Source organism: Halalkalibacter sp. HAAS-P013 (assembly GCF_056619925.1).
This window is the reverse complement of record NZ_JBWQTU010000006.1, coordinates 22,150-46,020: the sequence shown is the minus strand read 5'-3', so window position 1 is coordinate 46,020 and position 23,871 is coordinate 22,150. Positions and strand designations below refer to the sequence as shown.

General features: G+C 35.8%; 22 protein-coding genes. 19 read left to right on the top strand and 3 right to left on the bottom strand.

What is annotated here, in order from left to right; genetic code table 11:
* Positions 1-84 precede the first annotated feature (84 nt).
* A complete protein-coding gene (locus AC1FXP_RS10490) occupies positions 85-666 on the bottom strand; it encodes a hypothetical protein (RefSeq protein ID WP_480061080.1) in 582 nt (193 codons plus the stop codon).
* 340 nt (positions 667-1,006) lie between these two features.
* On the opposite strand from AC1FXP_RS10490, the gene AC1FXP_RS10485 reads away from it, so the two are divergent.
* The 17 genes from AC1FXP_RS10485 (at position 1,007) to AC1FXP_RS10405 (ending at position 18,878) form a co-directional block, all read left to right on the top strand.
* Positions 1,007-1,603: a 5' nucleotidase, NT5C type gene (locus AC1FXP_RS10485; protein ID WP_480061079.1), complete on the top strand. Its 597-nt coding sequence runs from the start codon at positions 1,007-1,009 to the stop codon at positions 1,601-1,603.
* Positions 1,604-1,639: 36 nt separating this feature from the next.
* The gene (locus AC1FXP_RS10480) at positions 1,640-2,281 is read left to right on the top strand and encodes a bifunctional 4-hydroxy-2-oxoglutarate aldolase/2-dehydro-3-deoxy-phosphogluconate aldolase (RefSeq protein ID WP_480061077.1); all 642 of its coding nucleotides are present in this window, start codon (positions 1,640-1,642) and stop codon (positions 2,279-2,281) included.
* Between the two features lie 184 nt (positions 2,282-2,465).
* The gene (locus AC1FXP_RS10475; protein ID WP_480061075.1) at positions 2,466-4,043 is read left to right on the top strand and encodes a phosphotransferase; all 1,578 of its coding nucleotides are present in this window, start codon (positions 2,466-2,468) and stop codon (positions 4,041-4,043) included.
* A gap of 278 nt (positions 4,044-4,321) precedes the next feature.
* A complete protein-coding gene (locus tag AC1FXP_RS10470; protein ID WP_480061073.1) occupies positions 4,322-5,074 on the top strand; it encodes a hypothetical protein in 753 nt (250 codons plus the stop codon).
* A gap of 37 nt (positions 5,075-5,111) precedes the next feature.
* Positions 5,112-7,223, top strand: a complete 2,112-nt coding sequence (locus AC1FXP_RS10465) for a glycosyltransferase family 2 protein (RefSeq protein ID WP_480061071.1) — start codon at positions 5,112-5,114, stop codon at positions 7,221-7,223.
* A 43-nt stretch (positions 7,224-7,266) separates the two neighbouring features.
* Positions 7,267-8,688, top strand: coding sequence for a hypothetical protein (locus tag AC1FXP_RS10460; RefSeq protein WP_480061070.1), 1,422 nt, complete (start codon positions 7,267-7,269; stop codon positions 8,686-8,688).
* 136 nt (positions 8,689-8,824) lie between these two features.
* Positions 8,825-9,505 carry an acylneuraminate cytidylyltransferase family protein gene (locus AC1FXP_RS10455; protein ID WP_480061068.1) on the top strand — a complete coding sequence of 227 codons (681 nt, stop codon included), beginning with the start codon at positions 8,825-8,827 and terminating at the stop codon, positions 9,503-9,505.
* Positions 9,506-9,531: 26 nt separating this feature from the next.
* Positions 9,532-10,692, top strand: a complete 1,161-nt coding sequence (locus tag AC1FXP_RS10450) for a glycosyltransferase (RefSeq protein ID WP_480061066.1) — start codon at positions 9,532-9,534, stop codon at positions 10,690-10,692.
* 11 nt (positions 10,693-10,703) lie between these two features.
* Positions 10,704-11,609 carry a glycosyltransferase family 2 protein gene (locus AC1FXP_RS10445; protein WP_480061064.1) on the top strand — a complete coding sequence of 302 codons (906 nt, stop codon included), beginning with the start codon at positions 10,704-10,706 and terminating at the stop codon, positions 11,607-11,609.
* Between the two features lie 12 nt (positions 11,610-11,621).
* Positions 11,622-12,494: a glucose-1-phosphate thymidylyltransferase RfbA gene (gene rfbA / locus AC1FXP_RS10440; RefSeq protein ID WP_480061062.1), complete on the top strand. Its 873-nt coding sequence runs from the start codon at positions 11,622-11,624 to the stop codon at positions 12,492-12,494.
* Between the two features lie 7 nt (positions 12,495-12,501).
* Positions 12,502-13,143, top strand: a complete 642-nt coding sequence (locus AC1FXP_RS10435; protein ID WP_480061060.1) for a hypothetical protein — start codon at positions 12,502-12,504, stop codon at positions 13,141-13,143.
* A 28-nt stretch (positions 13,144-13,171) separates the two neighbouring features.
* Positions 13,172-13,720, top strand: a complete 549-nt coding sequence (gene rfbC, locus AC1FXP_RS10430) for a dTDP-4-dehydrorhamnose 3,5-epimerase (protein WP_480061058.1) — start codon at positions 13,172-13,174, stop codon at positions 13,718-13,720.
* 15 nt (positions 13,721-13,735) lie between these two features.
* The gene (rfbB, locus tag AC1FXP_RS10425) at positions 13,736-14,758 is read left to right on the top strand and encodes a dTDP-glucose 4,6-dehydratase (RefSeq protein ID WP_480061056.1); all 1,023 of its coding nucleotides are present in this window, start codon (positions 13,736-13,738) and stop codon (positions 14,756-14,758) included.
* Positions 14,755-15,600 (top strand): dTDP-4-dehydrorhamnose reductase, encoded by an 846-nt coding sequence (gene rfbD / locus AC1FXP_RS10420; protein WP_480061054.1) that lies wholly within the window; start codon positions 14,755-14,757, stop codon positions 15,598-15,600. The genes rfbB and rfbD overlap by 4 nt, the downstream gene beginning before the upstream one ends.
* The gene (locus AC1FXP_RS10415) at positions 15,601-16,575 is read left to right on the top strand and encodes a glycosyltransferase family 2 protein (protein WP_480061052.1); all 975 of its coding nucleotides are present in this window, start codon (positions 15,601-15,603) and stop codon (positions 16,573-16,575) included.
* 13 nt (positions 16,576-16,588) lie between these two features.
* Positions 16,589-17,458: a glycosyltransferase family 2 protein gene (locus AC1FXP_RS10410; RefSeq protein ID WP_480061050.1), complete on the top strand. Its 870-nt coding sequence runs from the start codon at positions 16,589-16,591 to the stop codon at positions 17,456-17,458.
* Between the two features lie 13 nt (positions 17,459-17,471).
* The gene (locus tag AC1FXP_RS10405) at positions 17,472-18,878 is read left to right on the top strand and encodes an undecaprenyl-phosphate glucose phosphotransferase (protein WP_480061048.1); all 1,407 of its coding nucleotides are present in this window, start codon (positions 17,472-17,474) and stop codon (positions 18,876-18,878) included.
* A 91-nt stretch (positions 18,879-18,969) separates the two neighbouring features.
* On the opposite strand, the gene AC1FXP_RS10400 is transcribed toward AC1FXP_RS10405, so the two are convergent.
* The gene (locus AC1FXP_RS10400) at positions 18,970-19,887 is read right to left on the bottom strand and encodes an LCP family glycopolymer transferase (protein WP_480061046.1); all 918 of its coding nucleotides are present in this window, start codon (positions 19,885-19,887) and stop codon (positions 18,970-18,972) included.
* Positions 19,888-20,236: 349 nt separating this feature from the next.
* On the opposite strand from AC1FXP_RS10400, the gene AC1FXP_RS10395 reads away from it, so the two are divergent.
* Both AC1FXP_RS10395 and AC1FXP_RS10390 read left to right on the top strand, forming a co-directional pair.
* Positions 20,237-21,016, top strand: a complete 780-nt coding sequence (locus AC1FXP_RS10395; RefSeq protein WP_480061044.1) for an ABC transporter permease — start codon at positions 20,237-20,239, stop codon at positions 21,014-21,016.
* A 13-nt stretch (positions 21,017-21,029) separates the two neighbouring features.
* Positions 21,030-21,776, top strand: a complete 747-nt coding sequence (locus tag AC1FXP_RS10390; protein ID WP_480061042.1) for an ABC transporter ATP-binding protein — start codon at positions 21,030-21,032, stop codon at positions 21,774-21,776.
* 43 nt (positions 21,777-21,819) lie between these two features.
* Here the strand turns inward: AC1FXP_RS10390 and AC1FXP_RS10385 are convergent, their stop codons facing one another.
* The gene (locus AC1FXP_RS10385) at positions 21,820-23,775 is read right to left on the bottom strand and encodes an InlB B-repeat-containing protein (protein WP_480061040.1); all 1,956 of its coding nucleotides are present in this window, start codon (positions 23,773-23,775) and stop codon (positions 21,820-21,822) included.
* Positions 23,776-23,871 lie beyond the last annotated feature (96 nt).

The following is a 23,871-nucleotide window of genomic DNA, read 5'->3' as shown; positions in this document are numbered from 1 at the left end:
TAGACACTTTGACCTCTTAAATATTAGCTGAATAGAACCAATTAAAAAGAAGTATAAGAAATCATATTATCTTACTATTAATCATCAAGCAAACAGTGACTTCACCTTCTTAGTCCCACGAACCATATAGACAATGGATTTAATATGTATAGGGTAGCCTTTAGTATTGGTGATGGCATCCTCCACATCGATTAAAGCAGGGACGCATACTTTCTTCTTTAACTTAACCTCGTCTCCAATTTGTTCTAGTCTAAACTTAAACTTCTTAGTCAAACTTTCAAAGTGTCGTTTTTCTAAGTAACTAACATAGTACTGAACATTATTGTTTTTAGTGTGTTGAGCTGCGATTTTTAGTAAGTCTAGTAGAGCGAATTTAGAAACAAGTTCTTTTTTAACTCCCATCTTTCTTACCTGATATGTTTGACCCATATTATCTAAAATACGTTTTTCTGATGAGATATCAATAAGGTCGCCACTAAACTCAGAAATACTATCACATGGAATAAATTCAATCGTACCAACACTTTTACCGTCCTTGCTCTGAAGGATAAATGCCTCAGACTTTTCTTCTAATTCTGTAACAGGAAGTTGTCTACCTTTAGCGATTTCTTTCCATAAAGCCATAAATTTCACTTTATTTTCTGTACTATTCACACGTAAATACATAGTTTTTTAGCCTCACATACTTAAATTTATGATAGATTAAAGTATGTCGAAAATAACATGTTTTTGCAATACTGTTAGATAACTTACTGGGAAAAATTACGTAATTTTGGAAAAAGTATTTATGGTTGCTAAGAAACTATGTTATTATTGTCTCGTTATTAATTTTGTCGATAATTGTTTGAGAATTATTTCAAGCTATTAGAATTAATTGTAATTACATTTCCATATTTCTGCATGTTCCAAGATACATACTAGTGTGATAGAGTGTATTTGTAAGTTCTGTTGTTCAAAAAAAGTACACATTTATATAAAATAAATAATAAAAATATGAGGTGGATTTATGTTACGAGTTGGTATTGATCTTGATGGTGTAGTAGTAGATACGTATGGTTGTGTTATGGAACATTATAATGATTTATATGAAAAAGCTGATGCTCCTACAGTGTTCCCGGCACATACCAATGTAGCAAAGTATCTTGTTGAACATTTTGGTTTAACAAAGGAAGAAGCTGCAGAGCGTTGGGGTGGAGATATGACCATGGTGTTCAGTGCCTCAAATGAAGTAACAGAAAGCATCAAATATTTAAATGAAATTGCTAAGTTTGCGGAAATCTACTATGTAAGTGCTAGACCTGCAAGAGAAGGTGTAAAGCAAGCTACTAGTGAATGGTTAAAAGCAAACAATGCTCCTTACTCTGAAAATCTAGTAATCAATCAAGCTAAAAAGGACCAAGTAGTAAAAGAATTAGAAATTGACTTCTTTATTGAAGATGCTCCTCATCATATTTTAAATTTAAATCAACATGATATTGATGTTCTAATTTTAAATACAGGCTATAATCATTTGCCAGAACTTGAAGGTATATCTCGCTTTGAGGATTGGAAGTCTATACATGAATTCCTACAAAAGCAAAGCAGCCCAGTTGTGAGCAAGTAATATTATAAAAAATAAATTTTAGTAAGGAGTTTTCGTATGAAGTTAAGCTTAGACACAGTTAAAGACCATGGTTTAATTGCAGTAGTTAGAGGGACAACAGTAGATAATGCAGTACAGTTAAGTCAGACACTATCAGAATCAGGAATTAAATTTATTGAAATCACTGTTGAAACTCCAGGTGCATTAAAAGTTATTGAAAAAGTAACTGACGAAATTGGAGATCAAATTTTCGTTGGTGCGGGTACAGTTTTAGATCAAGAAACTGCACGTTCTGCAATTTTAGCTGGTGCAAGTTATATTGTTTCACCAACTTTAAACATTGATACAATTAAAATGACAAAGCGTTACGGAAAGCTTTCTGTTCCAGGCGCATTTAGCCCAACAGAAATCTTAACAGCTTATGAAGAAGGTGCAGATGCAGTTAAGGTATTCCCTTCTGCTCGCCTAGGAGCTGGTTACATCAAAGACCTTAAAGGTCCATTACCGCAAATTCCGTTAATCGCTACTGGTGGAATTGATAAAAACAACTTGCATGAGTATTTAAAAGCTGGTGTAGTAGCTGTTGGATTAGGCGGTTCATTGGTTAACTCGAAAGCATTAGCAGCTGGTGACTTTGATACAATTGCTGAAGATGCTAGAGACTTCTCTCGTCTTTATAGTGAATTTAAAAACGCATAAAAAGAAAAGCCAATTCGAGTGTTAACAGACATTCGAATTGGCTTTTTGATAATTGTAAAACCGCTTTCATTCCGATAGGTGAATGTGTTTATTATTCATGTTATTATATAAGTAACATACATAAGCTAGATTGAAGTAAGTTTTTGTTATTTACTGGCTTGGTAAAGGTAGCAGAGGTGGTAAAATGAGCAATATAGATATTGCTTTGGCACAAGATTTAATGAAACAAAAAAACTGGCAAGAAGCTAGTAAGGTGTGGCAAAGTATCTTGAGTAAGTCGGATAAGGACATTCCATCTACTGTTTATATCGGTTTAAGTAAATCTAATAAGGAACAAGGGAATCTGAAGCAATCAGAAAAAATCTTAAAGATAGGTATGGTTCAGTTTCCTGATCAGGCCGATTTTCTAATTGAACTAGCGAGGTTATCGTCGTTCAGAAGAGAGTGGATAACTGCGATAAAGCGTTGGGAAGCTGTGTTACTATCATTTAACAAACAAGCACAACCTAATGTTTTTTTAGGGCTTGGCAAGGCATATAAAGAGCTTGGATTGTATAATCGATCAAAGAGAGTATACGAGATGGGCATTAAGAGGTTCCCAAATAATATAAAATTAAAGATGAGTTATGCGCACTTATTAATGAAGAAAGAGGAATGGTTTCCGGCAATACATCAATGGCATAAGGTTATTAATAATAAAAAGCATACTGTTAGCTATCTTCATTATCAAAAGTTATTAGAATGTTATATGCACGTTAATTGTTATCAATCAGTTGATTATTATATGAGAAGAGGATTAGAGGTAACGAGAGGATTGAATGTTACTAAGTTAATAGAAGATCTTCAGGATAGTATCACCTCTGAGAAAGGAATTAAATCGAGTTTTGTCTTTGCAGGCGGTGCTCATAACCTAGGGGTTATTGAACATGTGATGGGCAATGGTGAGATATATCTCACCAAAATATGTGATTCTACAATTGACAGGAATAGGATTGCTAATGAAAAGTTGTTTAACCTTGAAATAAGAGAAAGTTTCCCTCAGTTAAGGGAAATGACGCCAAATTTTATCGATTATACCGAGTTAGAAAAGGTGAATTTATCCTTCCTAACATTTGAAAAAGTTTCAGGGGATTATATGTATAGTTCCGAAGCGATAAATGTTCATAAAGCAATTTCGGCTATTACACCTCAAAATTATATTAACTTGTTTCGAAATCCTGAATTTCTCTCAGAGGATAATAGATTATTCCTACGAGGATTTAGCTATATTCATCAAGAAGAAACCAATAGAGAAATAATAGATTGGCTGTTTGTAAGAGCAAAAGAATTACAACAATCAGCTACTAGCGTGTTACTTATTCAACGACTACAGAAGATAATAATGGGCCAAAGATTATATGAGCAGCTAAAACCTCATATTCACTATTCTTTTTTTCATGGTGACTTTAAAAGTGAAAATATCCTATATGACAATAGCAAAGATAGATATTTTGTAATTGATTGGACTACGTTTGGAATAGGTCCAAAAGGGTTAGACATGACAATTTTCTACAATGAATTAGACCTTTCGTTCCGTGAAGTTAGTGAGTGTTATCTTTCAAATCAAGCGGTTGGATTGAAGAGAATTGAGAAGATTTTCTTTATATATTCCTTCGTTGTGTATAGATTAATTCGTATGAAAAAGCGGAATTATCAAGAGGACATTAATGATTTTTTAGAGTCGGCAATTGAAAAAATGGAATGTTTAACATCGAATAGGTAAAAAGGGAGTTGGTGCATGATGCTACCAACTTTCTTTTTTTATATAAAAAACTTCCAAAATTAGTATCTAAGTCCCTAATGAAATCTACTAAAAAAAGACACATTTCTACAATATCTATGCTATAATGATTGGTGTTATTAAGACTTAATTTAATATTACTATAGCTAAAATCATATAGTGAACCTTGATAAAACCACAATTAACTGTGGTTTTACTTTTTTGAGTGTTCTATATACGAGTTTGCTATAAATACTTATGGAGAAAGGGAGTTGTTGAAGGTGAATAAAAATGATCATACTTTCTCTAGTTTAACTAAGGAAAAGGATGAACTTCCAATGTTTCCGAACAGTAACAAAATTCAACAAGATGATAACATTAATATAAATAGTGAGGATTCTATAGAGACGCAATATGAAGAACGTCAAAATGACTTGTATTTAAAAGATCTTCTTGAAGAGAAGGATTTAGAAATTGATGCTCTCCAGAATACTCTCAACAGAGAAATGTCGTTTAGAGAAATGGAAGCTAGACGCTTTAAGAAAGAAAATGAAGTTATAATGAGCCGGTTACAAGAAAAGGACGCGGAATTAACTTCTTTACATGAGGATAAAGAATATCTTTATTCATTACTTTTTTTTAGGGACAAAGAGGTAGCAAAATTACGGAATTTATTAGAAAAAGAAACACATCTTAAAGAAGAAGCAAATTTAAAAACCCAATATGTTGTAGCTACACTAGATAACTTTAAAGATAAAGTCAATATAGAGAAGAAGATTAGGAAAAATGAAGCTGAGAACTACAGAAGAGAAATAGCAAATTTACAAAATAATTTAATTGAATTAATTGACCTTACGGATAAGATCCAAAAAGGGACTCGATTGTTATTAGATTCAAAAAGGTGGAAGATTGGTAACTCTTTTGGAGAATTAATGAGAAAAATATCATTTCGTTCAAAAACGCCAATGCCAAGTGATTTTATTGAAAAAATGTTAAAAAGATACAACTCATGGAAGAGGAAATTTAAACAGTAGAATAAATCAGTTTTAAAAGGAAGGGAGAACTAAAGTCTTGAAGCATAATAAACTATCTGGTGTCTCGATTATCTTATTAACAAGTTTAGTCGGAAATAAACTTGAAGAGATTTTAAGGACACTATTTGAAACGAACTCTTATCATCCTTTTGAACTAATCGTTGTTGATCCAGAGTTATCTGAGCAAACTTCATCAATTATACAAGAGCTTCAGTATCAGTTTCCTATTCGTCACATAAGGTGCGAGAAGAGGCTCACAGATCTTGAGTATAAGAAATTAGCTACACAGAAAGCATTGTACCCTAATTTAGTATTTTATAATACTGCTAATGAATACAACGTAGATGTATTATCGGCTGCAATGACTAAATTAACAGAACCAAAAATAGGAGTCGTTTCAATTGAATTTAGTGGTAATCAAGAGGGCCTTATTTTAGTTCGTAAAAATGATTGTTTAGAGCTTTTGACAAGTCTTGAAGACAAGGGGCTTACAAGTGATGATGTCGTTCTGACATCAGAATTGGAAAAAAATTCAAACAAATATAGTTATTTTTTAAGTGATAGTGAAAGGCAGCAAATTGAGTCTCAAATTAATCCTGTACAAGAGAGTGAATGGCTGCAGAAGATAGCAGACTTGAAGAATAATCATTCAGATTTAGACGATAGTACAACAAAGACGAAAAAACTTGTACTATCAAAAAAATTAAATGGGAAATTAGCAGCAACTAAGAGAGGGAAAATTGTTTTCCTTGGATACTATTTGAGTAAACACCCTCAATTAAAAGGGACGAAATTTAGGTTCTGGATAGGGAAATTCCATAACATTGAAGCGATGTTTAATAAATGCATTGTTTTGGAGAATACTAAAAAAAGTAAAACTCCTTATGATTCCGATAAATGGGAAACATATAAAACACCTAAGTTTCTTTATGACTCAAAGTGGTCGTTAATTAATATTATTTATGGGATATTCGCTTGGTTCTTTTTCCGTTCAAATCATCGTGAGGCTTTTGAACTTTCCTTGAGTTGGGAAAAATCAATTATTAAGAGTTTTGATTTAAATCCAATTAAGAAACTTTTTGCTAATGTTAAAGTGTTTTCGGGCTTGGGGAGAATTTATAGAACTTCCAAGAAGGTGGATTTTGGGAGTGATGATGTACTAGTCGTACATGCCATTTCACCAGTAGCAGACTTGTTAACTTCTGTTGCCAAAAAAAATGGAGCAAAAGTCATTTATACTGAATTAGGAGAGTTACCACTTACTTGTTTTGTTTCAGAAGAACAAAGCATTCACCATACTTGGCCATTAATTGAATCAAAACGGTTCAACAATCTTCCAGTTAACGAGGCAGAAGTTAACGAGGCGGCGAATGTCCTTTATAATATTGCTGCTTCTCGTCAATCAACAAGGCCAAGTGCAGACGAAAGTAATATTATTCAAAGTATGGACCTAAAGAACAAAACAGTTATTTATATTAATGGTATTTACCCATATGCATCTGGATTGGAACCAAGAGATTCAGAAAGATCAAGGGCGTTGTCGCCTAACTATGATAGCAATCAAGACTTATTGAATCATGTCGCTGCGATGGCTGAACGTAATAATTGGATTGTATTATATAAAGATCATCCACTTACAACGAAACTCCATCCTAATTCAATTGTTAAGAGTTCACATAAAAATGTGTACATTCTAGAAAAGGAAGATATCCATGAAATTCTAGATGTTGCTGATGTAACGGTGTCACTTGCATCAAAGAGTATTCTTTTATCACTTGCTCGAGGTGTACCAGTGAGCTTGGCAGGACCATATACAATTCCTAAGGGTGCAATAACACCGGGAGTAATTGAAATGGATGATTTGGAAGCGAGTATTAAAGCTAATCTTGCAAATACTGGAGAGCAAAGAGTAAATCAAGATCAATTTAATAAGTACTTTGCAAGACTTAGAAAGTACTACCTCTATCCTTATTATGGACATCAAGAAGTAGGAATGAAGAAGCCTGTTGATGTATGGAGGGATCTGAACGAGTTTAGAGAAGGAAAGAGACGCCGGATCTCTGTTTCGGATGCAGTGCTTGAGAATTGCTTAGATGAAGCAAATGCAGAAGAAAGCAAAGTAGAAAAACGGTCATTCCAACCAGTTTAGAAAACGAAAGTCCATATGCCAAAGTGTAAGGTGTGCTAAGTCTATGTCACAGAAGTTAAAAAATGATGGTAAAATTCCTTATCGTAATTTTATTTTATTTGGGTATTTTTTAAGAGAGAAGGACTTTGTTAAATTTAACTTCTGGCTTAATCAAAATAAATTTATGGATGATCAATTTGAACATTGTATTGTTATTGATAACTCAGTGAGCGGTGAGTTGAAATTAGATCGTCCAACATGGAGTACTTACCGTTTAAATAAATTGTTATGTAGCAATAAGTGGTCCTTAAAAAATTCATTGTATGGAATTCTTGCACTGGGGTGGTACTTAGTGCAAGATCGCCATACTTTACATACAGCTTTAAAGTGGGAAAAGTCGATCATTAAGAACGTTTCGAAATGCTCTATTAAGAAAGCAATCGTTTTATATGCAAAGACATTGAGTGGGTTAGGGCATTTGTTCCGGATTATAAGGAAGATTAACGTAAATGATCGTGATTTGCTTGTCTTTACAGGGGTGTCACCAGCCGCAGAAATGTTACGTTCTATCGCTCGAATGAGAAACTGTAAAACGGTAATGACGGAGTTTGGTGAGTTGCCGCATACGATTTTAGTTTCGGAAAAAGAAATGTTTGAAGCTTCTTGGCCTTCATTAGATAGAAGTTTATTTGAACAACTTCCAATAAGTGAAAAGGAGGTTCAAAAGGCTACTCATTTTATGGAGGGTATGGTCCATGCGCGTCAATCGCAACGAGCTTTTACTTACAAAGAATTGAACAAAGATTTGAAAACGCAACTGAAACATCAAACGGTTATTTATGTGAATGGCATTCATGAGTTTGCCTCTGGGCTTGTACCGAGAACATCAGAACGCTCACAATTATTTTCACCGACGTTTGCTTCTAATAAAGAGTTACTAGACAAAGTAACAGAATTTGCTGTTAGAAACGGTTGGAAAGTGGTGTACAAGGATCATCCATACTTTTCAAAAGCATACCATTCGGCCATTACAAGTCAATCAGTACATCAGAACGTTCTAGTTCTTAAAGATACAGATATTCACGAGATACTTGATGTTAGTGATGTCATGGTTTCACTCGGTTCAAAAAGTATTATCACGGCTCTTGCAAAAGGTGTCCCTGTTTGTCTAGTAGGTCCGTTTACGATTCCTAAAGGGTCTATTACGCCTGGTGTTGTCGAAACAAACGATTTGGAAGCAGGCATTAAGACCCTTCTTGAAAAGAAAAAAGGGGAAAGAGTCAATATGAAGCAATTTCATACTTTTGTCGCTAGACTTCGTAAATACTATCTCTACTCACTAACGGGTAATAGTGAACTAGGAATGAAAACACCCGAACAATTATGGAGAGACTTAAGTGATTTTATGGCAGGTAGAAGGTCACGTGTCTCTATTCCTGATGATATCCTACCACATATTGATAAAAGTTTGCCGAATGCCGAATAAAACTAGGGAAATAAATTAAAATATGTAAAAAGCTTTTTGGGTATTAATGAGATGACTACAAATATGTATGATTAAACATACACTTGTATTATCTTTTGAAAAATACAGTAAAAAATGATAGTAGAGGAGATTTCTTATGAATAATTTTGATGATATTGGAGTAGTTATTCCTGTTCGTGAAGGTAGTAGTCGTGTTAAGAAAAAAGTATTTTTACCATTCCATGAGGAAATGAGTCTTCTTGAATGGAAGATCAGTCAGTTAAAAGAAGTACAAGCTAGTGACAGAATTTTTGTTAGTTCTAACTCAGAAAAAATTGCTGGAATTGCAGCGAAAATGGGTGTTGAATATATTGAAAGAAGTGATTATTTATCAATTGGACATCAAGCTTCTTTCTCAGAAGTTATTACAGGTGTGGTACAAGACGTACCAACTAAGCACTTTGCTTGGACAACAGTTGTCGTACCGTTAATGCGTCCAAATGAGTATGCAGAAGCATTTGAAAAATATATGGAAACAGTAGTTGACTCAAAAGAGCACGATAGCCTTGTTTCTGTTAATATGGTTAAAGATTATTTATGGGATGCAAATGGTCCACTTAATTATCGAGCTGACAAAAACCACACAATAAGCCAGGATCTTCCAGATATTTATCGAGTAACGAATGGTCTGTACATGAGAGATAAAGCTACAACGTTAGAAGAGGGATACTTCTTAGGTAAGAACCCTTACAAACATGTAGTAGGGAAGCTCTCTGGGATTGATATTGATGAGATGGAAGATTACGAAATGGCTTATAAATTAAAAGAGCTTTATTAATGATAGAAGTGAAGGAGGCTATGAAGATGAATAATGGAAAAAAGATTGTTCATGTTTTTGTAGCTCCTTCTTCTTGGGATAGTGACTTATTATACCGTCGACATCGTTTGGCGGTATTTTTACATAAACAAAAGAATACGGAGAAAGTGATTTGGATCGCTCCCAAAGTTAGCAATCAGCCCAAATCAATTCTTTCAATGCCTGAAATCAAGCAATTAGAAAACGGAATGGTAGAGATAATCGTATCCGACTATAAAAGCTTAATGAGACATATTGGTTTGTTACAAAAGAAGCTTACTGAAGTGTTACATAAAACGGAAAAGGGCCGTCATAGCTTTTATTTATGGTACACCTACCCGGCATTTTCATCTTTAATTAACATGAATATTTGGGATCAAGTTGTCTATGATTGCAGCGATCTATGGAAAGAATCCGAAAAGACAGGGAATGCTGTCCTAACAAAGGTTAAGCAGCAATTTATTGTACGAACAGAGAAGAAAATTGTTCATGCCTCTAACCAGTGCTTTGCTTCCTCACAGCATTTATATAATCATATCGTTTCCCTCGGAAAGAAAAACATTGAACTAGTTGAAAATGGGGTTGATTATGACTCGTTTCAGCAAGCTAGGAAAGTTGAAAAAAAACCTGCTGAAAATCGACCGTTATTAGGCTTTGTCGGGGGACTGAAACCTTGGAAGATTGATTTCTCACTATTGATTGAGGTCGCTAAAAAGAAGCCTGAGTGGGGTATCTTGTTAATCGGTGAAACGTATGGAGACATGCCTGGTAATTACAAAGAATTGATCGAGCAACCGAATGTGTATCGATATGAAAGTGTTCCATATACAGAGATACCAAGTTACATGAAGTTATTCGACATTGGTTTACTTCCATATCTAGATAATGACTACAATAAAGGGGTTTTCCCTCTGAAGTTCTACGAATATTTAGCTAGTGGATTACCTGTTGTTGGCTGTGGGCTGCCATCGACAAGGCATTGTGTTGCAGATGATGTGTATGACCATGTTGAAAATGAAGCACAAGACTTCATCGATGCATGTGAGCAGGCAATTAAGCGTGAAAATCCATTCATGCAAGAAAAACGCTTAGAAGCTGCCAAAGAGGCTGATTGGAATACAAAGCTTCAATATATGTGGAAACTAACAAAATCTTTTCATCCAAAGTAGGAGTACCCGTTATGAATGAATTTGTAAGTGTTATCATGCCAGTCTATAATCGTCAAGATACGGTAAAGCAGGCCGTCGAAAGCATTTTAGAACAGACCTATTCAAACTTTGAACTTATTGTTATTGATGATGCGTCTACGGACAATACGGCTAATGTTGTACGAACACTAACGGATGAAAGAATTCGTCTTTATTCTCATGAGAAAAATCTTGGAGGCTCTGCAGCTAGAAATACTGGCGTTAAACAAGCTAAAGCAAAATGGATTGCTTTTCAAGATAGCGATGATTTGTGGCGAAAAGATAAGCTAGAAAAACAAGTAGCACAGATTCCCAAACAAATTGATGACAAGCCGTCTATTATCTATACAAGCTTTTATCGTTACAAAAATGGAAAAAAGGAATACATCCCTAATAAAGATAGTAGAAAAAAACAAGGAAATATACATAAAGAGTTAATTGAGGGGAATTTTATATCCACTCAGACGGTGATGCTGGCAAAAGAGTGCTTAGAAGCAGTTGGTGGTTTTGCAGAAGATATGCCAAGGTTTCAAGACTGGGAGCTTTGGATTAGACTGTCAGAAAAGTACCCATTTATATGGGTAGATGAACCCCTTGTTGATGTATACTATTCAGAAGGTAGTATTTCCTCATCCCAAGACAAAATTGTCATTGCTTATGAGAACATACTTCAAAAGCATAAAAAAAGGTTTCAAAAAGCGGGATCAAAGTATTATGCTAGTTATTTATGTTCATATGGCCATAATCTTTGCCTAGCTGGGGATGTGAAAAAAGGGAGAGAAATCTTGTTTCAAGCATATCGCCTAAATAACAAGTCCGTGAAGTGCTTTGTCTCTTTAATGAGCAGTATGTTTGGAACGAGATTTTATAAGCAAATTTATTCGTATTATAATCGATGATGGGAGATTATTATGAAAGGTATCGTACTTGCGGGTGGAAGCGGGAGCCGGTTATATCCGCTTACACGTGTTATATCGAAGCAGTTATTACCGGTTTATGACAAACCAATGATCTATTATCCTTTATCCGTTCTCATGCTAGCAGGCATTCGAGAGATCATGATTATTTCTACTCCGCAAGATACGCCACGATTTGAGCAGTTACTTGGAACGGGGGAAGATTTAGGAATAGACCTAACGTATGCCGTTCAAGAAAACCCTAATGGCATTGCGGAAGCCTTTATATTGGCTGAGGATTTTATTAACGGCGAGTCAGTGGCTTTAATTTTAGGGGATAATATCTTTTATGGACATGGCTTCACGAAAATCCTTGAGGCTGCAAGTCAAAGGCAAGTAGGAGCTACCGTATTTGGTTATCCAGTGAAGCAGCCTGAACGTTATGGTGTCATTGGATTTGATGAGGAGAACAAAGTAACCTCAATTGAAGAAAAGCCGTCTAAACCTTTATCAGAGTACGCAGTTACAGGTTTGTATTTTTACGACCATCATGTTGTAGATGTTGCTAAAAGCATCACCCCATCACACCGAGGGGAACTAGAAATTACTGATGTGAATCAAGAGTATTTAAAGAGGGGCGAACTTCATGTAGAGTTGCTAGGTCGTGGGTTTACTTGGCTTGATACGGGTACACATGAGTCATTGCTTGCAGCTTCGCACTTTATTGAAACAGTGGAAAAACGACAAAACTTAAAGATCGCTTGCTTAGAGGAAGTGGCTTATCGCAAAGGCTATATTTCTGAAGCGAAGCTAAAAGAATTAATAGAAGACATGACCTCAAATGATTACGGGAAGTACCTAATGTCTTTGATTGGTCGGAGGTTCTAAAGGTAGAATGATCATAGAATTTGTAGGCATGGCTGCAGTAGGTAAAAGCACTCTCATATCAAAAGTAAAACAGTCTATTGCTACAGCCAATACAGAGCAAAAATCTAAAGAACCTAATATCGTAAGCCTTGTTCTAAAGTTATTTGTCTTTTTATTAAAAGCAAATGTTCAATTAAAAACGAGCAGTATGAAAAAGAGAAAAATCGTCAATGAAAGACTCTTCCTTTCTGGTCTTAAACAGATTAAACATCTCAAAACAAAAAAGAAGGTAAAAGTTGTTGATGAGGGAATCATCCATGCGATATTATTTTCTTTGGATAATCGTGTAATTGACAAAAAGGTAGACTATGTATCATTACTGAAAGAGGCTCAGTTTTTATTTCGTTCCGAAGAGACGATCGTTGTCTTTGTTGATGCTAATGTTGAAACGATTATGGAAAATCGAAAAAAGCGAAATCGAGCCTATAATGAAAAAACAACGAATGTTAGTGCGATTAGTGAGGAACGAGATCGCAATGGTCAGAAATTAGAAGCTCTTGAGGCAATATCAACATTACACTATTTCTACGTCAACAACTCATGTCAAAATGAAGACGAAATCCGACCACTAATTCAGTTAATAAACAATAAAAGCGAAGTAGAAAATTGAACCACAAATGAAATTGATGGTGATAAAAATGAAGATACGATCAACACATTTTGAAGATGCAAAGATAATCGAACCAAACGTGTTCCAAGATCACCGAGGCTTTTTCACGGAGAGCTACAATCGGAAGACGTTTTTTGAACATGGAATAGATATTGACTTTATCCAAGACAATCATTCTTTATCCGTTGAAGCAGGTGTATTAAGAGGATTGCACTATCAGCTAAACCCAAGGGCACAAACAAAGCTAGTAAGAGTCCTGTCAGGAGCGATATACGATGTCATTGTCGATATAAGAAAGAATTCCCCTACGTATGGACAATGGCAAGGGTTTATTCTTAGTAGTGAAAACAAACGGCAATTGCTTGTACCAAAAGGATTCGCACACGGTTTCTGTACACTTGTACCAAATACACAAGTGTTTTATAAAGTTGATAATTATTATTCACCAGAGCATGATTGTGGCATTCAATGGAATGATTCAGAATTGAACATTGATTGGCCGGTATCAAATCCGATCCTTTCTCCAAAGGATGAGAAATTAAAACCATTATTAGAAGCTGAAAATAATTTTGAATAGAGAGGAGGAAGAAGAATGAAACTGTTAGTTACAGGAGGAGCTGGCTTTATCGGTAGTAATTTTATTCAATATATGCTAAAGAAGCATACAAATTATCAAATCATAAATTTAGATAGCCTTACGTACGCTGGCAACTTAGAAAACTTACAGGCTGTTGAAGGTCACACACAATACACCTTTGTTAAAGGGGATATTTGCAACGTCGAACTTGTTAGCTCCTTATTTGAGGATGGGATCGATGCTGTTATTAATTTTGCAGCAGAATCTCATGTTGATCGAAGCATTACTGATCCTGGAGTCTTTATCCGAACGAACGTCCAAGGCACACAAGTATTGCTAGATGCCGCGAAGCAGTATGGAGTAAAGAAATTTGTTCAAGTATCAACGGATGAAGTCTATGGCTCATTAGGAGAGACGGGCTTATTTCACGAGACGACTCCATTATCTCCAAATAGTCCATACAGTGCGAGCAAAGCAGGTGCAGATCATCTTGTGCATGCATACTATGAGACGTTTGGCTTACCAGTATCTATTACTCGTTGCTCAAATAATTACGGATCGTATCAATTTCCTGAGAAATTAATCCCATTAATGATAAGCAACGCGCTTAATAATCAGCCGCTTCCTCTTTATGGTGATGGATTGAATATAAGAGACTGGTTACATGTAGAAGATCATTGTCAGGCTATTGATTTAGTTCTTCATAAAGGAAAAAACGGAGAAGTATACAACGTAGGTGGGAATAATGAACGGACCAATTTAGAAATTGTAAAAACGATCCTACATAAGTTAAATAAGCCTGAAACTCTCATTAAATATGTCGAAGACCGTAAAGGACATGATCGACGCTATGCGATCGATGCAACGAAGATTCGTGAAGAGTTAGGATGGAAACCAACGTACATGTTTGAAGAAGGTATTGAACATACAATTAACTGGTACTTAGAACACCGCTCATGGTGGGAACGGATTGTATCAGGTGAGTACAAAGACTACTTTCATAACCAATATGGTGAACGGTTAGGAGAGCGGCAATGAAAATTTTACTAACAGGCGCTCACGGGCAACTCGGGAAAGAAATAGCTATCCTTCTAAAAAAGAAAGATATTGAACATGTAGCTTGTTCTAGAGAAGATATGGATATTACTTCTTTAGAGTCAGTACAGTCGAAAGTGTTTGATTACAAACCAGATGTGATTATCCATGCCGCTGCCTATACACAGGTGGATCTTGCTGAAACGAATGAAGAAGAGGCATTTTTAGTAAATGGCACAGGGACAAGAAATGTAGCAGAGGCGGCTCAAGAGATAGGAGCTTGTCTTTGTTACATCAGTACGGATTATGTTTTTGACGGTGAAAACGAACAGCCGTATAAAGAACATGCATCAACGAATCCAATAACCGTTTATGGGAAATCAAAGTATGTAGGAGAACAATTTGTAAAGAATTGTAACAAGTATTTTATTGTACGAACCTCTTGGGTATTTGGAGCTCATGGCAACAACTTTGTAAAAACAATGCTCAAGCTAGCAGAAGAAAGAGAGACATTACAAGTTGTGAGTGATCAAGTAGGAAGCCCTACGTATACAGCTGATTTAGCGGCATTTTTATTTGAACTCATTCACACAGATAAATACGGAATATATCACGCAACGAATACGGGGCAATGTTCTTGGTATGAGTTTGCTTGTGCCATTTTTGAAGAAACCAATAAGGGAATCGACGTTAAGCCGGTGTCGACAGAGGAATTCCCAAGGCCAGCACCGAGACCTAACTTTTCGGTCCTTGATCACGAAGCTATACGTAAAAATCAATTTCAAGATTTACGGCATTGGCGTGAGGCACTGCAAGTATTTTTAAGAGAGATTGGAGCTATGTAGATGGATAGCGTATCTGTTCACATCGTTACATTTAATAGTGCGGACGATATTGAAACTTGTTTAGAAGCCGTAAAAAACCAAACACACCCAATTGATCAGATTGTTGTTGTTGATAATGCTTCAAATGATGACACCGTTACTATTATTAAAAAGTGGCGCGATAAGAATATCCATGTACCTATACAAATCGTTGAAAACCAAAAAAATAACGGGTTTGCGGGTGGACATAATCAAGCGATCAATCAAACAAACACAGACTTTTCTCTTATACTAAATCCAGATGTAAGCTTAGACCCCAACTATATTCGGTATATTATAGAGGTTATGAAATCCTCTCCTTCAACAGGAAGTGCGACGGGGAAATTATACCGTGATGAAAAAGGAACGAACCTTGATAGCACGGGTATTGCGATTAAGAAAAACCGGCGTGCCTACGATCGTGGAGCGAATGAAGAAGATAAAGGACAGTGGGATGAGCATACGGATCTTTTTGGCGTATCGGGTGCCGCAGCTGTTTATAGGAGGAAAATGATTGAAGATATTTCAGTCAATGGGCAGTTCTTTGATGAAACATTTTTTGCTTATAAAGAAGACGTTGATGTTGCTTGGAGAGCAAAGTTACTAGGATGGAAGGCACAATTTGTCCCGAAAGCCGTTGCTCTTCATCAGCGTGGCTGGAAAGAAGAAAAGAAGAGAAGCGAGATTCCACTCTTTATTCGACACCATTCCTATATTAATCGTTATTATATGATGGTAAAAAATGAGAAAGTCTCTTTCCTTATTTTACATTCTCCTTTTATCATATTTTATGAAATAGCAAGCTTTTTTTATGCTATCATGAAAGAAAGAGAACTGTTAAATGTCTGGAAACAAACGTCAACATTTTCGTCGATGTTTGAGAAAAGAAAACAGATTCAGTCTAGATCTACTGAATCTGCAAATAATATTTACCGATTTTTTAAAGGAATCTGGTAGAGTAGGTGTTTAAATGGATGTAAGCATTATTATCGTAAATTACAACACATGTAAGTTAACGATACAAGCAATACAATCAATCTATCAATCTAAAACAAAATATAACTATGAAATTTTTGTAGTTGATAATGCTTCATCTGATCACTCAGTAGAAGAAATCAGCAATCAATTTCCTCATGTGAAAATGATTGCTAATAAAGAGAATGTTGGATTTTCAAAAGCGAATAACCAAGCCATCCATCAATCGTCTGGGAAGTATGTGTTGTTATTAAATTCCGATACGGTTGTGAAAGAAGATACATTAGAAGTCATGATAGACTTTATGAATAGAGAACCTAAAGTTGGTGCAAGTGGCTGTAAGGTTGTCCTTCCCGATGGTTCGTTAGATAAAGCATGCCGTAGAGGCTTTCCAACGCCGTCAGCTTCGTTCTACTATATGAGTGGACTAGCTAAGCGTTATCCAAAGAACGCTCGTTTTAATCAATATCACCAAAGTCATTTAGATGAAAATAAAGATTACCCGATTGACTGCTTAGTAGGGGCATTTATGCTTGTTCGAAAAGAAGCGATTGATCAAATAGGGGTATTAGATGAAACCTTCTTTATGTATGGCGAGGATATTGATTGGTGTTATCGAATTAAAGAAGCCGGCTGGGACATTTACTATTATCCGCACACATCTATTATTCATTATAAAGGTGGAAGCACGAATAAGAAGAAGCCTACGAAGATTATCTATGAATTTTATAGAGCAATGCATGTGTTTCATAAAAAGCATTATCAAAAAAAATATTTTTTCGGGATAAATGTGATAATATATCTAGGAATTTGGTCTAAGTTTCTGTTAGAATATACGAGAAACACATTACGATACTCGAAATAGGTGTTGATAACGTATGATAAGAGGAAATGAACGTTTCTTAAATCAAATAACCGCTTTATGCGATATTATAGCTATTCATTTTGCCTTTTTTATTGCTTGGTGGATTAGGTTTGTATCTCCATTTGCAAAAGACGGTGGACACTTACCGATGTCTACCTATTACTTGTGGGCAATTGTATACATTGTTGTTGCTATTGTAATAGGTTATAGTGTTTCTATGTATTCTTCAAAGAGAAAGAAGAAGTTTGCTAATGAATTGATTCGAATTGCTCAAGTTCATATGATGAGTATTATGATTCTATTAAGCTTTTTGTTCCTTGTGAACTCAATTCATACTTCTCGTACATTCTTGTTTCTCTTTGTCGTTAGTAGCTTTACAATCATCGGACTCTATCGTTATGTCATAAAAGTGAGCTTACGTCATCTGCGTAAAAAAGGCTACAATAAGCAATTTGTTTTAATTGTTGGTGCTGGTAGTGTTGGAAGATATTTTGCTGATAAGATAAAAGAGCGCCCAGATATGGGTCTTGAAGTGGTTGGCTTTTTAGATGATTTTGTCACAAAGCATGAGGAAGAGCATGCTCACTATCAACCTATTAAAGGCAGAATCAATGATTTAGAAGAAATTTTAGAGAAAAAGCCTATTGACGAGGTTGTTTTAGCCTTACCTTTAAGTGCGCATGAAAAGTACAAAGAGATTATTGAAATATGTGATAAAACTGGAGTTAGACTTTTAATTATTCCTGATTATTATGATGTACTTCCGGCTAAGTTTACAGTTGATCAATTACAGGACATTCCGTTAATAAACGTAAGGGATGTACCACTTGATGAGATTCGTAACCAAATGGCCAAAAGGGCATTTGATGTTGCCTTTTCAATGATTGCTATTATTATTACTTCTCCTATCTTACTATCCATTGCTTTAGGAATTAAGTTAACATCAAAAGGGCCAATTATTTTTAAGCAAGAACGAGTTGGATTAAATAAAAAGACATTTACAATGTATAAATTTAGATCAATGATTGATTTACCTGAATCGGTTTCTGATTCAAAGTGGACAACAGAAAATGATCCGCGTAAGACGAAGTTTGGAACGTTTTTAAGGAAGACAAGCTTAGATGAATTACCTCAGTTTTTCAATGTGTTGAAAGGTGATATGAGTGTCGTTGGACCGCGTCCAGAGAGAGCATTTTTTGTTGAGCAATTTAAAGAGGAAATTCCTAAATACATGGTCAAGCATCATGTTCGTCCAGGTATAACAGGATGGGCACAAGTAAATGGATTACGCGGGGACACCTCTATTCTAAAACGAATTCAATTAGATTTATTTTATATAGAAAATTGGACGTTCTTATTTGATATCAAGATTGTCTTTAAGACGATTATTAATGGATTTGTTAATAAGAACGCATATTAATAAAGAAGATGAGAAAGGATTAACCTTTTCTCATCTTCTTTTTATTTATACATAAAAAAGGATTGCTCCATTAGAAGAGCAATCCTTTTTCTTATGAGTCTAAACCTAAATGATTACGTAAATCAGAACTTACACGATTTCTTTCCTCATCAGAAACTAGTAAATAATAAATACCGTTCATAGTTGTACCGCTACCTTTGATTTCCATTTGCTCAATCGAATGTCTAGCATTCCGATAATTAGATTGGACTTTCCACATATCTTCTAGTGTTAAATCCGTACGAACTGAATTGCCAACTACATTTAGCATATCTCCAGCTCTTGTAATAGAACTAATTTGTGCAGCTTCTTGGATGACAGCTTCAACAATTTGACGTTGACGATCATTACGACCGAAATCACCACGAGGGTCATCTTTTCTCATTCGAGAAAATGCTAAAGCAGACTCACCATCTAAATAAAGGTTCCCAACAGGGAAATGATGACGACTTCCATAATTAAACTCAAGGTCATTTGTCACAGCCACTCCACCAAGAGCATCAATGATGCCTGTGAAGCCTTCCATATTAATACTTACATAATGATCAATTGGAATATCAAGAAAGTTTTCTACGGTATCTATTGTCATTTGAACACCGCCAAATGCATAAGCATGATTGATTTTATCATCATGTCCTCTCCCGATTATTTCAGTACGAGTATCACGAGGAATACTTAACATTTTAATAGACTCATCATTCGGGTTAACAGTCATGACAATAAGGGTGTCGGAACGTCCAGAGTGATTGTCTCCTCGCGAGTCAACACCAGCTAACAAGAAAGAAATAGGATCTTTCTCTTCAACTTTGACCTGTTCGACACGTTTACTAGACTGTTCACGCTCTAGTGGTTCATGAATTTGTGTCGCCGTTTCAGTTACAGAATTATATATATAGAATCCATATGCCGTAGCAGATAGGAACAACAGCCCAAATAATATGCCAAAAGTAACAAGTATTTTTTTCTTCAATGAATCCGCCTCTTTCTATAGTCAGTAATAATTGCAAGATAATGTATAGGATTACATTTGTTATTATAAGTTAGTATAGAAATAGGAGCAATACAAAATTCGACAGAAACATATGGAATCTATAACTTTTTTACTAGATATCCGTTAATGATTTGGTATGTATAGCGCAAATAAGCAATCTTTTATTTACATACTTCCTAATAATATGTAACATATATAAAGATAAACGATCTGTCTTTAGTATAGTAACTGTAAAAAATTCCATCTTTTGAAGAAAGTTATGATGGTTAATCAAGTCTTAAAGTAGTAAGATTAAGAATGTAAAATTTGTCATAAGGTGCTGCTAATTGTGAAATCAATAACAGAGATCTGGAAACATAAAGATTTTATACTAACGCTCTCTAAAAGAGATATCATTGCAAAATATAAACAATCATTATTAGGAATATTATGGATTATCCTACAACCACTAGCACTTATGATTGTACTAACGGTTGTATTTTCAATGTTCGTAAGGTTGCCGAGTGAAGGGTTGCCATATGCTCCGTTTTTATTTGTCGCTTTATTGCCTTATATGTATTTAAATAATACGGTCAATGCTTCTACGAAATTAATCAACAGCTATGCTGGATTAATTAGGCAGAGGAATTTTTATCGACCTTCTTTGGTTTTTATCAAGTTTCTATCAGAGTCCGTTAATTTTGGTTTTGCATTAATCGGTTTAGTGTTGGTATTAATCTATTATCAAATTTTCCCTGGGTTAAATGCTTTGTATGCTATACCAGTTTTAGCGATTCAAATGATTTTGACACTTGGTGTCATGTTCTTCTTATCAGCTACGAACGCTTATGTTCGTGACGTTGGTATGGTGGTACCTTTGGCTGTTCGAATGTTGCGTTATTTATCGCCGATTATGTATTCTTACCATGCGATTCCAATACAATATCAGCCATACATGGCTCTTAATCCATTAACAGGGATTTTTGATGGCTATAGACAATCACTTTTGCATAACCAACCACCGGACATGATGTTATTGCTTTATTCGCTCGTCTTTAGTGTAATTGTCTTTATTATAGGATGGGTTACTTTTATGAAGCTTGAAAAGAATTTTGCTGATGTCGTATAGAAAGAGTGATATCATGAATGATTGTGTAATTCGTGTTGAAAACGTAGGAAAGCTATATCCAAAACAAGTGACGAAGCTGCATTCTTTCAAGGATAGGTTAATGAGAACAGGCGAAAGTCTTGAAGGACAGTGGTCTTTGAAAGATGTATCTTTTGACATATGTGCAGGAGAATCTGTTGCAATATTGGGCGGGAACGGATCAGGGAAAAGTACCCTTTTAAAAGTTATCCTTGGAGTCACTGCTCCAACGACAGGCTCTATTACGGTTAATGGGAAAATCGGTGGGCTTATTGAGTTAGGTGCAGGCTTTCATAAAGAATTATCAGGCCGAGAGAATATATATATGAACGGGGTTGTCTTAGGTCTTAAAGAAAAAGAAATTGATTTAATCATTGATGACATTATAGAATTTGCTGAACTAGAGAACCATATTGATAAGCCAATAAAACAGTACTCTTCTGGTATGAAGGTAAGGCTTGGTTTCTCGATTGCCATTCATGTGAATACAGATATTATTTTATTAGATGAAGTTCTAGCTGTAGGAGATAAACGTTTCAAGAAAAAAGCTCTAACGGCTATTAAACGATATATGAAAGGGAAAACAGTCATCTTTGTTTCCCACAGTGCTCAGCAAGTTAGACGATTATGCACTAAGGCTATTGTGTTAGATCAAGGTCAAGTCGCATATATAGGTGAAACGGAAAAGGCCATAGAATACTATGAAAATAATATCGTTGAACAATTAGTTAAATCGAAATAAAAAAGGAGAGCCGCAGAGGCTCTCCTTTTGCTGTATAGAATGATTATTCCTCATTCTCACTTTCAGTTGGCTTTTCAGCAAAAACAGCTCGAACACTGCGATTGCTATTCATATTGACTGTAATGGTTGAACTTCGGCCGGATACATCGCCTTCCCAACGTACAAACTCCCAACCTTCAGCTGGTCTAGCTGTTAATGTCACCGTTGTTCCCTCCGTGTGAGTGGCACCACTCCTATCACTACCAATGGTTCCGTTACCGCTTGTAGCAGTGGTAAGAGTGTATTGTTTCGGTTCTGGATCTGGCTTTGGTTCAGGTTCAGGTTCATTCTTAGCAAAAATAGCTCTCACTGTTTTATTGCTATCCATTGTAACTGTAGTCGTTCTCGATGTTCCACTTGCTGCACCTTCCCAACGTACAAACGTCCAACCGGAATGAGGCGCAGCGGTTAACGAGACGCTCGTACCGCTTTTAAATTGGTTTCCAGATTGGTTCTTTGTAATTTGTCCACCTTCTGCAACGTTTAACGAGAGCGTATAAGTAGGTGTCTGTGGCTGCGGTTGTGTTTCGGATTGCTCAGGTCTAGATTCAGGTCTTGGTGCAGGTTCTGGCTCATTTTGAACAAAGACTGCTCGAATCGATTTGTTGCTGTCCATTGTTACAGTGATCCGTTCATTTGAAGATGTTTCTGATCCTTCCCACCCTTTGAACGTCCAACCATTACTAGGACGGGCTGTTAAAGTGACCGTATCCATATCTGAAAAGGTTGAAGCGAGTGAGCTTCTAATAATCTGACCTTCTCCTGCTAGATCCAACGCTAATGTGTGAGTTGTCTCTTCTTCAAAGATAGCACGGATGTTAAGACTCTCTGTGATTGTTACAGTAGCAGGATTTGTCTCTCCCTCTAAGTCACCCTCCCAACGAACGAACTTCCAACCCTCATGAGGCTGTGCCTCAATCTTAATCTCAGAATCGGGAGGAAAAGATTGTTGGTCAGGTGAAAAGACTACATTTCCTTGTCCTGTTATTTCATAATCAACGATCTTATTTTCTCCTTCAACAACAAAGCGAACCCTCTTGATTAAATCCTCATACCTAATTAGTAACGTTGTTCTTCCTTCTTCTATAGCGGTGAATACTGTCTCAAGTCCTTCGGTTGTATCAAATTCACCTATTTCATTGTCCATAGACCATTCTGGATGGAAGTCCATCGGTTCTCCATCGGCATCAAATCCTTCAATGGACAATGACAGGGTTTGTCCAATTGCTAGAGGATCAATTTCCTCTGGTGTAACTATAATCTCTTCTAATACCTTCTCTTGGACTTCAAACTTTCTTTTTTTAGTAAAATCGCCGATATGAGCTGTTACAACTGTTTCACCAAGTTCATGGGCCAAAAATTCAACTTCATCACTATTTTCTGTTTCTTCAATCGTGCCAATGGACTCATCTTCCACAGTCCATTCTGCAGAGAGGGGAACTGTTTCACCAGATTCTTTCTCCCAAGTTAATGATAATGTTCGACTATAACCGGGCTGTACTAATCTTCGAGACTTGATTCTAATCGATTCATCTAGTGACTCGTATGTAGCTTCTAATTCAGAAGAGCTTGTTGCTGCAACTCCATCATGTAAAACCGCTAATGCTTCGACAACTTTCTCTTGGTTAACATAAAGAGTTGATAAGTATGAGTAAAAACTCTCTTCCGTTGAGCGTAACTCAATCCCCTCTAAAAGTGTTCTTTCCGCTTCATCCCAATAAGATAGAGCCATATAGCTTTTGGCAAGGCCAAGTCTCGCGTTAACATTTAAAGGGTCTAATTCCAGCACATTAAGATAAGCTTCAACACTATTCTCATAATCCTCTTGTTCAAAGTGTTCTTTTGCGATTTGTAACTGTTTAGTTAAATTGTCTGATTGGATGGCATTTACAGTGAAAATACCCATAAGTGAAATGACGACAATGCCAGAAACAATCATTAAGATAAACTTTTTGTCCATTCTTTGAGAGACACCTCATTTCCTCTTAATTCTAGTACTATTTATTATAATGAAAATACCTATTTTAGGAAAGAAGATTCATTGATATTGTCGTAT